The organism is Actinosynnema sp. NPDC023587, from assembly GCF_040640215.1.
Classification (GTDB): Bacteria; Actinomycetota; Actinomycetes; order Mycobacteriales; family Pseudonocardiaceae; genus Actinosynnema.
On sequence record NZ_JBFABG010000003.1, the window covers coordinates 372,274 to 384,718 of the forward strand.

At 69.2% G+C, this 12,445-nt stretch carries 13 protein-coding genes, 2 tRNA genes and 1 pseudogene; 9 read left to right on the forward strand and 7 right to left on the reverse strand.

Going from position 1 to position 12,445, the window contains the following annotated elements:
• The first annotated feature begins 1,063 nt into the window (after nt 1–1,063).
• Nucleotides 1,064–1,969: a LysR family transcriptional regulator gene (locus AB0G01_RS10545; RefSeq protein WP_360942350.1), complete on the forward strand. Its 906-nt coding sequence runs from the start codon at nt 1,064–1,066 to the stop codon at nt 1,967–1,969.
• 203 nt (nt 1,970–2,172) lie between these two features.
• Here AB0G01_RS10545 and AB0G01_RS10550 read toward each other — a convergent pair.
• Nucleotides 2,173–2,249, reverse strand: a tRNA-Pro gene (locus AB0G01_RS10550).
• A 60-nt stretch (nt 2,250–2,309) separates the two neighbouring features.
• Here AB0G01_RS10550 and AB0G01_RS10555 point away from each other — a divergent pair.
• The 6 genes and pseudogenes from AB0G01_RS10555 to AB0G01_RS10580 all read left to right on the forward strand — a co-directional run bounded on the left by AB0G01_RS10555 (nt 2,310) and on the right by AB0G01_RS10580 (nt 6,751).
• Nucleotides 2,310–2,380: transfer RNA gene (locus AB0G01_RS10555), tRNA-Gly, on the forward strand.
• 1,013 nt (nt 2,381–3,393) lie between these two features.
• Nucleotides 3,394–3,850: pseudogene (locus AB0G01_RS10560) on the forward strand (hypothetical protein).
• A 13-nt stretch (nt 3,851–3,863) separates the two neighbouring features.
• The gene (locus tag AB0G01_RS10565) at nt 3,864–4,334 is read left to right on the forward strand and encodes an NUDIX domain-containing protein (RefSeq protein WP_360942353.1); all 471 of its coding nucleotides are present in this window, start codon (nt 3,864–3,866) and stop codon (nt 4,332–4,334) included.
• Between the two features lie 1,293 nt (nt 4,335–5,627).
• Nucleotides 5,628–5,879: a PLD nuclease N-terminal domain-containing protein gene (locus tag AB0G01_RS10570; RefSeq protein ID WP_360942356.1), complete on the forward strand. Its 252-nt coding sequence runs from the start codon at nt 5,628–5,630 to the stop codon at nt 5,877–5,879.
• Nucleotides 5,880–5,889: 10 nt separating this feature from the next.
• Nucleotides 5,890–6,219, forward strand: coding sequence for a YnfA family protein (locus AB0G01_RS10575; protein WP_360942359.1), 330 nt, complete (start codon nt 5,890–5,892; stop codon nt 6,217–6,219).
• Nucleotides 6,220–6,412: 193 nt separating this feature from the next.
• Nucleotides 6,413–6,751 (forward strand): VOC family protein, encoded by a 339-nt coding sequence (locus AB0G01_RS10580; RefSeq protein ID WP_360942362.1) that lies wholly within the window; start codon nt 6,413–6,415, stop codon nt 6,749–6,751.
• 32 nt (nt 6,752–6,783) lie between these two features.
• Here AB0G01_RS10580 and AB0G01_RS10585 read toward each other — a convergent pair whose 3' ends face one another.
• Nucleotides 6,784–6,912, reverse strand: a complete 129-nt coding sequence (locus AB0G01_RS10585; protein ID WP_360942365.1) for a hypothetical protein — start codon at nt 6,910–6,912, stop codon at nt 6,784–6,786.
• A 30-nt stretch (nt 6,913–6,942) separates the two neighbouring features.
• On the opposite strand from AB0G01_RS10585, the gene AB0G01_RS10590 reads away from it, so the two are divergent.
• Nucleotides 6,943–7,281, forward strand: coding sequence for a histidine triad nucleotide-binding protein (locus AB0G01_RS10590; RefSeq protein ID WP_360942368.1), 339 nt, complete (start codon nt 6,943–6,945; stop codon nt 7,279–7,281).
• Here the strand turns inward: AB0G01_RS10590 and AB0G01_RS10595 are convergent.
• Nucleotides 7,278–7,997 (reverse strand): maleylpyruvate isomerase family mycothiol-dependent enzyme, encoded by a 720-nt coding sequence (locus AB0G01_RS10595; protein ID WP_360942371.1) that lies wholly within the window; start codon nt 7,995–7,997, stop codon nt 7,278–7,280. The two genes, AB0G01_RS10590 and AB0G01_RS10595, sit on opposite strands and share 4 nt — an antisense overlap.
• 372 nt (nt 7,998–8,369) lie before the next feature.
• On the opposite strand from AB0G01_RS10595, the gene AB0G01_RS10600 reads away from it, so the two are divergent.
• Nucleotides 8,370–9,161, forward strand: coding sequence for a hypothetical protein (locus tag AB0G01_RS10600; RefSeq protein WP_360942373.1), 792 nt, complete (start codon nt 8,370–8,372; stop codon nt 9,159–9,161).
• A 71-nt stretch (nt 9,162–9,232) separates the two neighbouring features.
• Here AB0G01_RS10600 and AB0G01_RS10605 read toward each other — a convergent pair whose 3' ends face one another.
• Genes AB0G01_RS10605 through AB0G01_RS10620 form a run of 4 tightly spaced genes read right to left on the reverse strand, consistent with a single transcriptional unit; the run spans nt 9,233 to nt 12,376 of the window.
• Nucleotides 9,233–9,871, reverse strand: a complete 639-nt coding sequence (locus AB0G01_RS10605) for a pentapeptide repeat-containing protein (protein WP_360942376.1) — start codon at nt 9,869–9,871, stop codon at nt 9,233–9,235.
• Nucleotides 9,846–11,570 carry a hypothetical protein gene (locus AB0G01_RS10610; RefSeq protein WP_360942379.1) on the reverse strand — a complete coding sequence of 575 codons (1,725 nt, stop codon included), beginning with the start codon at nt 11,568–11,570 and terminating at the stop codon, nt 9,846–9,848. Before AB0G01_RS10610 ends, AB0G01_RS10605 begins: the two co-directional genes overlap by 26 nt.
• A complete protein-coding gene (locus tag AB0G01_RS10615) occupies nt 11,567–11,875 on the reverse strand; it encodes a type VII secretion target (RefSeq protein ID WP_360942382.1) in 309 nt (102 codons plus the stop codon). Before AB0G01_RS10615 ends, AB0G01_RS10610 begins: the two co-directional genes overlap by 4 nt.
• Before the next feature lie 9 nt (nt 11,876–11,884).
• A complete protein-coding gene (locus tag AB0G01_RS10620; protein WP_360942384.1) occupies nt 11,885–12,376 on the reverse strand; it encodes a YbaB/EbfC family nucleoid-associated protein in 492 nt (163 codons plus the stop codon).
• Between the last annotated feature and the right edge of the window lie 69 nt (nt 12,377–12,445).

The window sequence follows — 12,445 nt, forward strand, 5'->3', positions numbered from 1 at the left end:
TCCCGCGCGCTCGTCTCGGGGTCTTCCCCAGCGTTTCCCGCACGCGCGCCCGCGAGGGCCGCCCGGCAGGAGTACGCGCGGAATTCAACGACCGTTTCCATTGCACCCAGGGACGCGTCGGAAGACCTGAACAGTCGTCATTTTCGCCGATTGTTCTCCTATTTCACCCCGGAGGGGAGACGGCCTGGGGCGCACCGCCCGTCGAGCCGGCCGCGCCGGGGCGTCCCCAGGGCCGTCCGGCAGCGGATCTTGACACCGGTCCGACCTGCGGGCACTGACCGCACCAGTGCGGAAAAGCCCAGGCGGGGGCCGTGCCGGGGGGCGAGGTCGCGGCTTCGGCGATTCGGACGCCACCCTTGCCCCCAATGGCGTAGAGAGCGACTTTCGTCGTGGACCGTTCGAGTGATGGGGTCATGCGCTGACAGAGCGAGACAGCTCATCACCGAGCGCAGTCACACGACCCCCCTGTAACACGGATGCCGTAGCGGCGACTAACCGACCGCAACCACGACGACGGGGAGGTTCGACACATGGAGTGAATTGCGGCCGTTTGGAGTAGTGGTCGACGGAAAACTTTCACTTGTCGAGATGACTCCACTCGCCGTAGTCCATTAGTGTGGGTTTCAGGTAGCGTGACGCCCGGACCCGCATCGCTGGACCACAAAACAATTCACGTTGCCGGGCGTTCTGGGGGGCCAGCAGCGGACGTCACCGGCAACCGGGACCAGAGGGACGAGCGAAACAATGTCATCGAGCTCTTTAACCACCTACCAGACAAGGTGCCGATGACCCGATGAGAGCCATTCCGCCGCTGCCGAACAGTAACCCAGGACCCGCCCCGGACGCCGGCTCCGAGCACCACCGTGCCGGACTCCGACAGGGTCAGGCCGGAACACGAGACCATCGGGTACCGCTCCTCACGGTGGAGCGGCGATGTTGACCAGCAGGGCACCGCGTCCGGCCATCCGGCGCAGCTAGGTCGACCGCCGCCACGCAACGAACCCACGACGCCGTCCTACACCGGCCGCTCGTGGATCACTTTCACGCACCGTTGGGGAGCTCCATGGAGACGCGTCAGCTTTTGGCGTTCACAACTGTGGTTCAAACGGGCAGTTTCACCAAGGCAGCCGCCACGCTGAATTGCTCGCAACCCACCATAACCACTCGGATCAAGGCACTCGAAGAGACCCTTGGCGTGCCGCTGTTCCGTCGACTCCCGCGCGGGATCCAGATGACGTCCGCCGGGGTCGAACTACTGCCTTTCGCGCGCAACATCATCACGTTGACGGACAAGGCGAGAAAAGCCATCACGATGAACGGGGAGCCGCACGGCAAACTGGTCATCGGGAGCGCGCAGAGTCTGACCGACTACCGTCTGCTACCACTGATCGAGTACATGTGCTGGCGCTACCCGAGCGTCCAGATCTCGCTGCACTCGCGCAACACCCAGGCGAACCTGGCGTCGGTGCGCGAGGGAAGGCTCGACTGCGCGTTCTTCATCGGCTCCGTGGAACCCCGCGAGGGGTTGGAGACGACCGTGCTGTGCCCGGAGCCGTTGGTCATGGTCGCCGGGCCGACGCACGCGCTGACCAGGCGTTCCGTGATCACCGAGGATGAGCTGCGCGGGAGCACCCTCATCCGGGCGGAGAACGGGGCGAGCTACTACGAGCAGTTCGAACAGGCGCTCGGCCTCCAGGAAGCGGAGTCGAGGTCGCCGGTGCTGGCGCTGGACTCGATCGACGCCGCCAAGCGCGCGGTCGCCTCGGGACTGGGGATCAGCTTGGTCCCCGAGGTGACGGTGGCGGCGGAGTTGGCCGACGGAAGGCTGTGCCGCCTGCCCTGGGTGCCGCCGTTCCGGGTGTACACCCAGTTCGCATGGCGGCAGGACAACTCCAGCAACCCGTCGGTGACGGCGCTGGTGTCGGCGGCGGCGCAGGTGGTGAGCGAGCAGGTGGCAACACCGGTGTGACCCCCGAGGACCGCCGTTCTTGAGCGCCCGATGGCGCGGGTGTGCTCAAGAACGGCACGCACCTCGACCCGAAGCGGACCAGGACTTCCCCCTGGCCCTTCGGCCGCTCCACCCCGCAGACCCGGACCACCGGATCCCCGGAACGGCAGGTTCCCGGAACGGCAGAAACCCCGTCCTCCCGAAGGAGGACAGGGTCCCTGACCTGGTCGGGGCGACAGGATTTGAACCTGCGACCCCCCGCTCCCAAAGCGGGTGCGCTACCAAACTGCGCCACGCCCCGGTCACCGACACCCTATCGCGACAGGCTAAGCTGTTCCCGCGCCCACCCCGTGGGCGCGATGCGGGTGTAGCTCAATGGTAGAGCTCCAGCCTTCCAAGCTGGCCATGCGGGTTCGATTCCCGTCACCCGCTCTCTGTCAAAAGGACTGGTAGAGCTCTTGCGGACCGTCCCACGTGGACGGTCTTTTGCTTTCCGATGATCTTCTGTGCCCCTCGCGGGCCCCTCCTCCTCCGACGTGCCCTTTCTCGGCGCTGACCATCGCCTCAATCCCGGCCGCGATGCTCTGCCCCCGCTCCTCTCGGGCGTGGAGGTAGAGGAGCGGGGGGCACCGGTGGAGCAGTGCCCCAGCCGATCCATGGGTTCGCGGAACGCCTCACCCGTTTCAGCGGCCGAGGTGTTGCCGGTATGCCGAAGGTCATCAAGAGACACCAGTCGATGGGTCGCCGAGAACAGACCACGGCCCGTCAAGCCTGAGGACTGTTCCCGGCGATCACACCCACCGGCTTCGAGTGTCCAGTTGTCGTCACACGCCGTGTTCAGGGCGTGCGCCATCACCACCACGACCAACCAGCACGTCCGTCGTGGGTACACGGCCCAGGGCGCACTTCTCGACCGAGCACGACACCAACCCTCGAACGTGCCTGCTCCCTGCCGTGCAGATCGGCAACCGCTTTGAACCGTCGACCGATCACCACCATGCCCTGGCCGATGGACCACTCGTCCTCCCGCACGTTCCGCTCGTCCTCGGACGAGCCACCCATCACCGACGCCTCCCTGCTCTCGTCTCGCCGAGTGCTCCTGCGCAACGTCCCCAAGCCTTCGCTTGTGCAGGTTCCTGACGAGCACCGTCAACTCCCGCCCCAGACCGTGCAGGTCGCAGCCAAGCCCGAGGTGGTTCACCGGAAACGCGTAGCCGAACGACAATTCGATGCGGCACGCGAAGGCCAGGGACGTAACCCTGGTCGGCACACCTGCCGCCACTGTGCAGCCGCACGAGGTGATGCACTACGCGGTCACCCGATCCCGGTGACGCGTAGTCCCCCATTGACGGCCATCTCACTCGCCGCCGGTTGTGCGCTGTGCACCATGCCCGCCGCCCCTTCATGTCAGGGGGCTTACCGGACTCGTCTTCACGGGGAAGCTCATGGCGAATGATCGGCTACGAGAAGCCCTGCTACGCAACAGACTTGACCGCGACCATGTCGAGCGCAAAGCCGAGATCGCAGAGTCCGAGGTGGTCAAGGTGTACCTCCACCGCAACAACGTCCCGGCTGACTTGTAGGACCGGTTGCTCAAGGATGCAGCCGAGCACATCGACATCCTGTCCTCCGCAGCCCTGTTCCTGGTCGAGTGCCCGACGTTCGCGAAAGAGTTGCGCCGCAAGGCCGGGGGGCGCGAAGATCCGCCTGCACAAGACAACTCTCTACAACTCCGCGTTCCGGTTCGACGACGAGATGATCATCAAAACCCACGTGTACGGCTTCCCCGGTGCCCACGCCCCAGCGCTCCACCTGCGCCGACTCTCCGCTGGCGACCTGTTCGAGTCGTACTCGGAGAGCATCGAAGCCATCTGGTCGTCAGCAAAGCGCGCCACCTTCTGACAGAGTCGAATCCGTGAGCCGCACCGACCACCTGAACGACCCGAACGCGCCCAAGGCGACCAGCATCCGCGTGGCAGTCAGCGCCGTAGTCCGTGACCAGGACGGACGCATCCTCATGATCCGCCGCACGGACAACGACAAGTACGCCCTCCCCGGCGGCGGCCAGGACGCAGGCGAAACCCTCACCGAAGCTGTCGTCCGCGAGGTAGAGGAAGAGACCGGCGTCCACGTCGAGGTCACGACCTTGGTCGGCCTCTACTCCAACCCCGCGCACGTCATCGCCTACGACGACGGCGAGGTCCGCCAGGAATTCTCGATCTGCTTCCGCGCCCGCCCTCTCAGCGGCGACCTGCGCACCAGCAACGAGTCCAAGGAAGTCCTCTGGGTAGAACCCACGGACCTGGACGACATGGACATCCACCCGTCAATCCGCCTGCGCATCGTCCACGGCTTGACCGATGACCAAACCCCTTACTTCACCTGAGCAGCCCGCAACCAAGCCTCAGTCCGCTCAACAGCCGCCACCAGCTCAGGCCGCGCCTCCCGGATGAACCGAGTAATCACGTCACCCGGCCCGTACCGACGCTCAATCTCGGCAATCCGCTGGCCGACCTCGACAAGCTCACCATCCGGGCCCGTCGTCATGTCAGCCCACCACAACGCATCCCGGACAGCCGTGCCCTTATCCCACCGCCGAGGCACCGCGTCCTTCAACAGCCCGTCAGCCACCGAGTAGGCCCAAGCCACAAGCTCCACATCCCACAGCCCATGGCCCACCGCCACGCCATCCCGGTGCACGTTGGCACAGACATCCCCGCATCCCTGCATGCCAGGCTCCCGCTTCACTCCGCCCGACGACCGTGCGCGGAGCCGTACGCCGTACACCGGCGCAGCACCGGAGGACTGTGATCACCCGGTTGTGTGCACGCTGCGACTTGACGTGCGCACCGAACGATCCACTAGGCTGAGCATGACCGGAAGCCCTCGCCCCTCAATGCGCGGAAACGCCGGTCGGTGAGTCGCAGGGGACGACCAAGGCCTGCCGAGACTTTGGTCTTATCCCCTGCGACCACGCCAATCGTTACGGCGACCAAGCGGTGTCGAGTATGTCGATGTCTCGCCACGATCCATCGTCCACACCGTAGCCAGCGAAGCCGCATCTTCCCTGGCGTTCAAAGCTCGCGGCGCAAAGGTTTTCAACGCACCACCGATGAACGCGGATTCGGACAAGCGTGACGGCCAAGCCGAGGATGCGGACTTTGGACTGCTGTGGGTGGGGGTGATCGCAGAGGTCCAGGTATGACTTGAACGTGTGTGGGTGGTACCTGCCTCGTGGGCCGTGTAGATGTTGAAGCCTGGGTGTACGAGGTCCGCGAACGGCATGTCGTCGCCTCCGCGCAGCAGGAAGCGCTCGGGAACTGTTGGTGATCGGCGGGGAGCACTCCCCAGAACTGCCCAGATCGTCTTCCGCCAAGCGGTTCAGGAGCCAAGCAGACTCGACGAGAGGTGCCTCTGCCGGAGGGGGAACTTGCGGCTGGCCAGCTCGGCCTCGGGTATCGGGCGGGGATACCACCCCTCTACCTATGGGACGACCGGGTAGTCGTGCATCGACCACCCGGGAGCGCGTCGCACGGACTCGATCACCATGAACTTCTGGCGATTCGGTCCACTGTGGACGGGCAGCGGCGGGGTGGGTGCGGTGGGGTGTGTTGGGGGTGTTCACACGTCCGGGTGGTTCAGTGCGAGCGGGGGGCATTTGGCTTTTAGGTTGAGCGTCATGATCATGGTTCTCGCTCAGGACAACGCCGATTCGACCAGCGTCACGATCGCGGTGTTCCTGCTTTTCCTCGCGCTGCTCCACGTGGCGCTCTGGGTGGCGGCGTTCATCTCCGTCATGCGCCAGGACCGGCTCACCGGGGGCGGGAAGTTCCTCTGGATCGTGGTGATCTTCGGATTCCCTTTCCTCGGCAGCCTCGGGTGGTTCATCTTCGGGCGCAACGCGCAGTTGGTGAAGGCGACTTCCGCTTAGGGTCGCGGGCATGGGAGTTGTGCGGTCGGTTCTTCTCTTCGCGCTCGCCGCTGTCGCCGAGATCGGTGGCGCGTGGCTGGTCTGGCAGGGCATCCGCGAGCAGCGCGGGTGGTGGTGGGTCGGGTTGGGTGTGATCGCCCTCGGCGCTTATGGGTTCGTGGCGACGCTCCAGCCCGACGCCCACTTCGGGCGCATCCTCGCCGCGTACGGCGGGGTGTTCGTGGCCGGTTCCCTGGTCTGGGGTGTGGTGTTCGACGGGTTCCGGCCTGATCGGTGGGACCTGGTGGGTGCGGCACTGTGCCTGGTCGGGGTCGGGGTGATCATGTACGGACCCCGGTGAGGGAGGAGCGGAGGCGATGAGGGAGGAGGGGGCGACAAGGGAGAGCGGCCGGGTGGGGGATGCGTGTTCCCTGGGGTGGGAGTTGTCTGTCCACAGTGGATTGATGGAGGGTGGCTGGGGGCGGTTGCGTTGGACTAGGGGCGTCTTGGGTGGCTCGGGTGACCGGTGGGGTCGGGGCGCTCATGATGGGGACATGCGACTTGACCAGATCGTGGTGGATTGCCTGGAACCTGCCCCGTTGGCGCGGTTCTGGGCGGCGTTGCTCGGCGGTGTGCCGGTGGACCGGGCGTTGGGGTGGTCCCACGTCGAGCCGCCGGGGTGGCCGCGAATCTCGTTTCAGCCCGTGCCGGAGGGCAAGTCCGTGAAGAACCGGTTGCACCTCGACATCGCCGTGGACGACATCCCGGGCGCGGCCGGTGTCGCTGTCCGGCTCGGGGCCGCCATCGTCGGGGAGGTCGTGACGGACGAGCAGGGTAGCTTTCAGGTCATGTTCGACCCTGCGGGCAACGAGTTCTGCTTCGTGTCCGGCTGAGCCGGCGGTCACGGGGCTCTGCGTCGGGCGGACTAACGGCCGTAGGTCGTCACGGCGCGCCACAGGACTTCGCCGAAACGGACCGACAGCACCAGCGTGAGGAAGCCGATGGCGAAGGTCACCAGGCATCTCAGGATCACGCGGAGCTTCGTGCGCGTCATCACCACAGTGTGCGCCCTACGATGCCGTTCGTGACCGATGACTGCCTGTTCTGCCGCATCGTCGCGGGCTCCGTCCCGGCTCGGGTCGTGCACGAGACGGACACCGTGCTCGCGTTCCACGACATCAACCCGCAGGCCCCGACGCACGTCCTGGTCATCCCCAAGGACCACCACCGCGCCGTGGGCGACCTCGACCCCGTCACGGCGGGCGCGGTGCTCCAGGCCGCGCACCACGTGGCGAAGGCCGAGGGGCTCGCCGAGGACGGCTACCGGCTGGTCTTCAACACCGGGCGCGACGGCGGGCAGACCGTCTTCCACGTGCACTGCCACGTGCTCGGCGGGCGCTCGATGACCTGGCCGCCGGGCTAGCGGGTCACCGCGGCGACGGCGGCGCGCAGCGCGTGCACCGCGTCGACGTCGCCCTCCACCGACAACCCCGACAGCGGCGCACGTCCCCACAGCCACAGGTCGACCGCCGACGCCGACCCCGTCACGACGGCCGCCGGGTCGCCGAGCGGGCAGAAGTCGACCACCTGCTCGTGCAGCGCCACGGTCCACTCGCGGCCCGGTACGCGCAGCGCCACCGCCCGGCCGCCGGTGTTCGCGGCGGGCGGGAGGTGGCAGCCCAGCCACAGGGTGAGCACCTCGTCGATGCCGTCCGCCGCCAGCGCCGGGTTCAGCGGCGCGGACAGGCCCGTCGCGGCTTGCGCGTCCACCCGGTGCACGGCCGTCTCATGCACCATCCGGCGCAGCCAGAACCCGACCGTGCGGTCCCACGGGCACCAGGTCGCGGCGGGTTCCCCGGCCCGCGACGGGTCCAGCACGGCGATCAGCGTCGCCGCGCCGATCCGGTACCAGTCGACCGGGTCCGCGCCGCCGGGCGAGCGCGGCCACTCGGTCGGCCGGCTGCCTCGGGTCACCCACCGGGTCACCAGTCGGTGCACCGAGCCGACGTGGCGCACCAACCCCGCCACGGTCAGGCCGGGGCACCCGGGCACCTCCCGGTCCCCCGGCGCGAGGTCCGCTGCGGCGGCCAGTGCCGCCGCCTCGGCCCGCAGGGCGCTGCCGAGCGCTCGTGCGTCCATCGGCGAAGCATGTCCGAGCGCGCGGGCCCGGCGACACCTCCGAATGAATCGCGTACGTGGGCGAGACGGCGTAAGACGGACGTATGGCGTTCGCCCTCCGCAGTGCCCGGCAACGCGGCGCGGCGTGATGACCAGGGTGGTGACCGCCCAGTTGCACGGGCTGCACGAGGACCGGCGGCACGCGACTGCCCCGCGCCGGCCAGGGCGCAACAGGTGCGAGAACTCACACCTGGCGTGCCGGAGGGCCGGTCACAGGCGTTTTCGGCCGCCTGCGCACCACATCGCCCGGAGGTGTTTTGACCGGTTGGGGAACCTATGACCCGGTCTGGTGCGTTCACCTGACAGCAATGCCGTCGGACTCCGGGAGGACCCGTGACCGCCACCATCGTGGTGCTCGTGCTGCTCGTCGTGGTCATCGGCGGCGGTTGGTACCTGGCCCAGTCCCGTGCCGCCGCCCGGCAGCGGGCGCTGGAGGACGCCCAGGCCGACGCCCGGCGCTGGGTGGAGCGGCTGGGCGGGCAGGTGATGAACCTGACCGGCACGGACGTGGCGTCCAGCCAGGCGTTGGCCGACGCGTCCGAGCGGTTCACCGCCGCCGGCTCGCAGATGGAGCAGGCGAAGACCGTCGAGCAGTGCAAGCTGGTCACGCAGACGGCGATGGAGGGCCTCTACTACGTCCGCGCGGCGCGTACGGCGATGGGCCTGGACCCGGGCCCGGAGCTGCCGGACCTGACCGGCCAGAGCCGTGCGGGGCGGGTCGGCGAAGACCGCCAGGTCAGCGTCGAGGGCCACGACTACGCCGCGTCGCCGCGTCCGGGGTCGGACACGCCGCACTACTACCCCGGTGGTGTGGTGGCGGGCCGCCCGGTGCCGCAGGGCTGGTACAGCGAGCCGTGGTGGAAGCCCGCGCTGGTCGCCGGCGCGTGGGGAGTGGGCTCGGTCCTGCTGTTCAGCGCGATGTTCTCGGGTATGTCCGGTGTCTCGGCGGAGGCCGCCTACGCGGACGGGTACGCCGACGGCGCGGGTGCCGACGGCGGTGGCGACGCGGGTGGTGACGGCGGTGGCGGTGACGGCGGTGGCGGTGACGGCGGTGGTGACGCCGGCGGCGGCGATTGGGGTGGCGGCGACTTCGGCGGTGGCGACTTCGGGGGCTTCGACTTCTGAGCACGCCGGCGCGGACCGACGAACGAGAGGGGCCGTCCGGTGTCGGACGGCCCCTCTCCTCGACTACGGGATCAGACGGACTGGGTGCGCAGCACGGACACCGCCGCGCCCCGCGCCCCGAACCACTGCTCTAGTTCGGCCCCGTCCAGCTTGAGGCCGGGCACCACCTCGGTCGGGCCGAGGACGGTGCCGGTCATGCCGGACACGGTGGCGTCGACCAGGACCGCGCCCCGGAACGACGTGTTGGTCAGCGAGGTGCCGGACAGGTCGGCGCGGGTGAAGTCGGCGTCGGTGAAGAACGCGCCGGCCAGGTTCGCGCGGCGCAGGTCTGCTTCGGTGAACCGGGCACCCAGGGCGTCCGCCCCGGTGAGGTTCGCGCCGATCAACTGGGCCCGGACGAAGCTCGCCCCGTGCAGGACGGCCTTGACCAGGTCGGCGTCCACCAGGTTGGCCCGGATGAATCGGGTCTCCTCGCAGTGCGCCCCCCACAGCTCCGTGCCGCGCAGCACCGCGTCGGCCAGGTTCGAGCGGGACAGCCACCCGTCGGCGAACGGCCCGCCGGACAGGTCCGCGCCGCGCAGGTCCACGTCGAGCGCGTAGAGCGGCTGGTCCGGGTCGTCCAGCCACCGGCGCAGGGCGGCGACCGCCTCGGGCGCGTCGGGCCAGCGCAGGGGCTGCCACGGTTCACGGGTAGAAGATGATCCGGTCACCCCAACCCTTCCTCTCCACCAGGGCGCGCACGCTCTCGATGTCCGCCGCGTTGGCGTTGCGCGTGTCCAGGATGACGTTACGCTCCAGGTCGAACTGCGTTTGGACGGTCTTCTCCAGCCAGGCCTCGTTGTACCCGTTGCGGTACGGGTTCTTCCGGATGTCCTCGGGCACGCCCGGCGGCCAGTCCGAGTTGATGCTCTTCGCGTCCCAGCGCTGGCCGGAGGCGTCCACGAAGTCGCCCTGGGCCGGGATGAGCTTGCCGTCCGGGCCGGTCGGCCGTTCGAACGGGCCGTAGCCGCGCTGCTCCAGGTCGAGCGCCAGCCGGGCCTCGTCCCGCGAGGGTTCGCGGGCCTTGCCGTTGTGGTCCGGGTCCTTCTCCAGCTCCTTGAACCGCTCGGGGTTCCTGGCCTCCAGCTCCTTGAGGTGCTTGTCCAGCGCCGCCTTCTCGGCGGGCGTCATCTCCGGGTGCGGCTGCTTCGGGTCGACGGGCCGCCGGTTGAGCGGGTGCGGGTTCGGGTCGCCCGGGGTCGGCGGCGGGTTGTCGCCACCCGGCGGCTTGTTCGAGCCGCCGCCGCTGCCGTCCGTCGGGGGGTTCGAACCGGAACCGCCGCTCGACGGGGTGGTGTCGCCGCCGGTCGGCCTGGGCGGGGCGTCCACGGTGCCGCCGGTCGTGCCGGAGGTGCTCGTGTTCCCGCCCGTGTCGCCGCCGTGCGTCTCCGGGGGCTTGGCGACCGGCGGGGCCTCGCCACCCTGGCGGGGCGGCGGGGTGCTGCCGTTGTCGCCGTGGGTCTCGGGCGGTTTGGACACCGGCGCTTCGCCGCCCTGCCTGGGCGGTGTGGTGCCGCCGCCCGGGTCGCCCTGGGGCTTGACGTCGGTGTTGCCGGGCCTCTTCACCGGTTCCGGGGGCTTCGGCGCGCCACCGGGCGCGTCGCCCTTGCGCAGCGCCTTGAGGCCCTGCTTGATCAGCTCCCAGATCTCGTCCAGCCGGGACAGCATCGGCCGCAGCTTCGCGATCGACCGCAGCAACTGGGCGATCTTGTCGCCGATCTTCTTCACGAAGTTGGCGATGATCGCGACCGCCGCCGAGACCACGTGCGCGGTCGCGAAGCCGAGCGTGACGGCCTCCTCGGCCAGCCACAGCGGGATGCGGGCGATCAGCGTGGCCACGCACTCGGCGATGATCTCGCGGACGATCCCGCGCACGGTGCCGACCAGCACGCCGGACACCTCGACCACGGTGCCGATGATCTCGGCGCACCGCGCGGCGGCGGTGATGTGCCGGGACTGGCCGGTGATGGACTCGCGGTAGGCGTCGGCGGACGCGCCGGTCCAGCCGGCCGCACCGCGGTCGACCTCCGCGACGAGGCTCTCGTTGGCCTTGGTGACGGCCTGCGAGACGTTGCCCCACGTCTTGGCGTAGGCGGCGATCTGGTCGGCGTCGCCGGCGAGCCAGTCCAACGCCTCCCGCAGCGGGCCGACGTGCTCGATGAGCCACGAGACGGCGGTGGCGACCAGCGACCCGAGCGGGTCCAGCACGAACGCGAGCGCCTCCAGCCCGCCGCCCGCCAGGGCCAGCCCCTGGTCGACCCAGGTGCCGTCGGCGAACGCCTGCTGGAGGTCGACGGCGGCCTCGATCGGGCCGATGCCGGTGTAGCTCCGGGTGGAGTCCTGCCGTTCCGCGACCAGCGGGTTGTTCATCCGCTGCTCCCGCGGAACGCCTGGGCGTTGCCCTGCTCGACGGTCTCGTAGTCGGTCGCGGTCCGCTTCACCGTCTCGATGGTCTCGCCGATCGAGCCGGCCACCTCGGTCAGCGCGTGCACGCCGGCGTTGGCGATGAACGTCATCATCGGCGGCAGCATCACGCAGGTCTTGCCGTAGGCCTCGCCGGACAGGCTGACCTGGCGCGCGGCGTCGACGGCCTGGGCGAGCTGGTCCTCCACGCCGCGCAGGCGGTCGGCGTGACCGCGTAACTCCTCTACGAGGACCTGGTACCCCTGGTTCACGCGAACCCCCTACTCGGTGACGGAAGGACCGTCCCAGTCCTCGTCGTCCTGGACGGGCCGCCGCGCGGGCGGCGGCGTGGTCGGCCGCACCTGGTCCGCCCACGGAGGGGTGTCGGACGAAGGCTCGGGGAAGCGCCGGCTGTAGGACGAGACCAGCGCGTCCGCGGTTCCCGGTTCCGCCACGCCCACCGCGGTCACGATCTCCGACACCCGGCCCGCGATCCGGGACTGGGCGCGCCGCATCGTCGCCATGATCGACGCGGCGAGCGCCGCGCCGGACACCTCGCGGGACTTGTCGGAGATCTCCAGGTTCTGCAACGCGCCGGACGCGCCGACGCTGAGCCGCACGAGGCCGTCCTTGGACACCTCGTTGACCGCGACCGCGGCGACCTGCCTGCTCATCTCCTGGTACTGCTCGGCTTTCGCCGTCACACCCGCCACCCACCGGGCGATTTCCTGCTCCGTGCGGACTTCGTCGCCGCCGAACACGGGATCGGTCACCCCACGCCCCCTTCTCCTGCCGGCTGATCGTTCGCGGACCGGGTTCCGTTAGCTTGGACGGGGAGAGCG